Origin of the sequence: Curtobacterium sp. MCBA15_007, assembly GCF_001864905.1 — a bacterium.
Classification (GTDB): Bacteria; Actinomycetota; Actinomycetes; order Actinomycetales; family Microbacteriaceae; genus Curtobacterium; species Curtobacterium poinsettiae.
The window spans coordinates 26,900-28,838 of the sequence record NZ_MJGM01000003.1; the positions used below are offsets into that span (position 1 = coordinate 26,900).

The window sequence follows — 1,939 nt, forward strand, 5'->3', positions numbered from 1 at the left end:
GCACGAACACGCCGGCGTCAGACGGGGACGATGCAGGTCGGGGTGGCGACCGGGATCTGCGCGACGGCTTCGCCGGGCATGCCATCGGCGTCGAGCGGCAGCACGGCCACCGCGTCGGACATCTGGTTCGCGACCAGCACGAACCCGGGCACCCGCGCGAAGTGCCGCGGCCAGACCCCACCGCAGGGAACGGACCCGATGACGGAGAGCCCGCCGTCACGCGCGTCGAGCACCACGAGCAGGTCACGCCCACGCACGGCCACGTAGACACGGCCGGCGTCGTCGACCTCGATGTGGCTGAGCAGCGACTCCCCCACGGCACCGTCGAACACGGGCACCGCGGCGATCGTCACCAGCGACCCCGAGTCATCGCGACGCAGCCGGTACACGCGGCCGTCGAGCTCACCGGCGACGAGCAGGTCGCCGTCGATCCAGGTCATGTGCCGCGGGCCGGCACCGGGTGCCACGTGGTGCACGCGGACCGCCTCGATGTCGGGGACCCCGTCGGCGGACACCGTGATGCGGAACTCGTGCAGGGCGTCGCCGCCCAGGTCGGCGACCAGGACCGTGCCGTCCGGGGTGGCGATCGACTGGTGCGCGTGCGGGCCGTCCTGGCGGTCCTCGTCGGGGCCGGTGACGTCGGGCAGCACGGCGACCTCGACCGCGTCGGCCGGCACCGAGCGCTGGTCGGCGTCACCGTGCAGCACCACACCGTCGCTCGCCGTCAGCGAGGCCGCGTGCGACTCGGCTGCCAGCAGGGAGATCGCCGTGACGGTGCCGGAGACGTAGTTCGTGACGACGAGCGCGCCCGAGGGGTCGACCCGGATGTGGCACGGGGCGTCCCCACCGGCAGGGGCGTCCCACAGGTGCTCGAGCGCGCCGCCCTGCAGCCGGAAGGCCGACACGGCGCCGTCGTTCGTCTCGGAGACCGCGTAGACCCGGTCACCCGAGACGGCAAGGAACGAGGGGTCGTCGAGCACCGCGACGGTCCGGGGCACCGGAGTGGTTCCGGCCGGCCCGGCGTCGACCAGCGAGATGCCCGTGGCGTTCCCACCGCCGGTCGCCGTGTACGACCCGATCAGCAGCGACGGCAGCTCGACGTTCATTCGTCGCGGCCCGCGATGCGCTCGTGGTGGTGGATGACCTCGGCGACGATGAAGTTGAGGAACTTCTCGGCGAAGGCGGGGTCGAGGTGGGAGTCGGTGGCGAGCGACCGGAGCCGGGCGACCTGGGTCCGTTCGCGGTCCGGGTCGGCAGCCGGCATGCCCGAGTCGGCCTTCAGGTGTCCCACGCGCTGCGTGTACTTGAAGCGTTCCGCGAGCATGTGGATCACGGCGGCGTCGATGTTGTCGATGCTCTGCCGGATGCTGCGGAGTTCGGCGACGGCGCTGGTTTCCGCGCTCGGTTCGGCCTCGGGCGGGGTGACCTCGTCGTTCATGGTCCGAGCCTACTGGCGGACGTGCAGCGGAACCCCGCCCGCGCCTGCGAGAATGTGCACATGTCGGTCCTGCTGGTGATCTCGGGTGTCTGTGCGGTCCTCGCGGGCCTCATCCACGTGTACATCTTCTTCCTCGAATCGGTCATCTGGACCAGTCCGCAAGCGCGCCGGATCTTCGGCATCGCTTCCGAGACCGAAGCCGTGGCGACCCGCTCGCTCGCCTTCAACCAGGGCTTCTACAACCTGTTCCTGGCGATCGGGGCCATCCTCGGCGTCGTGCTCGTGCTCGCGGGCAACACGGTGAGCGGCTGGACGCTCGTGGTGTTCTCCACCGCGAGCATGCTCGGGGCAGCGGTCGTCCTGATCGGCTCCGGCCGGAAGTACGTCAACTCCGCGTTCAAGCAGGGCACGCTCCCCCTGATCGCCCTGCTCTTCGCGCTGCTGGGGTCCACCGTCGGCGCCTAGTCCGTCCCCCCGAACTGCGAAAGCGACAGGGTGCCG

Annotated in this window: 3 protein-coding genes; 1 reads left to right on the top strand and 2 read right to left on the bottom strand. The window is 71.0% G+C overall.

Translation table 11 applies throughout. The features are described 5' to 3' along the window. Positions 1–17: 17 nt before the first annotated feature. Entirely contained in the window at positions 18–1,106 is a 1,089-nt protein-coding gene (locus BIU95_RS03770; protein ID WP_071250468.1) for a beta-propeller fold lactonase family protein, read from the bottom strand. Beyond that, complete coding sequence (locus BIU95_RS03775; RefSeq protein ID WP_017886277.1) at positions 1,103–1,438, bottom strand: chorismate mutase; 336 nt, start codon at positions 1,436–1,438, stop codon at positions 1,103–1,105. Before BIU95_RS03775 ends, BIU95_RS03770 begins: the two co-directional genes overlap by 4 nt. 60 nt (positions 1,439–1,498) lie before the next feature. Here BIU95_RS03775 and BIU95_RS03780 point away from each other — a divergent pair, with 60 nt between their 5' ends. Next, on the top strand, positions 1,499–1,903 hold the full coding sequence (locus BIU95_RS03780; protein WP_017886278.1) for a DUF1304 domain-containing protein: 405 nt from the start codon (positions 1,499–1,501) through the stop codon (positions 1,901–1,903). Positions 1,904–1,939 lie beyond the last annotated feature (36 nt).

Bases quoted from the DNA above. Each gene is read 5' to 3' on its own strand.
- BIU95_RS03770 (WP_071250468.1), bottom strand. From the start codon at position 1,106: ATGAACGTCGAGCTGCCGTCGCTGCTGATCGGGTCGTACACGGCGACC.
- BIU95_RS03775 (WP_017886277.1), bottom strand. From the start codon at position 1,438: ATGAACGACGAGGTCACCCCGCCCGAGGCCGAACCGAGCGCGGAAACC.
- BIU95_RS03780 (WP_017886278.1), top strand. From the start codon at position 1,499: ATGTCGGTCCTGCTGGTGATCTCGGGTGTCTGTGCGGTCCTCGCGGGC.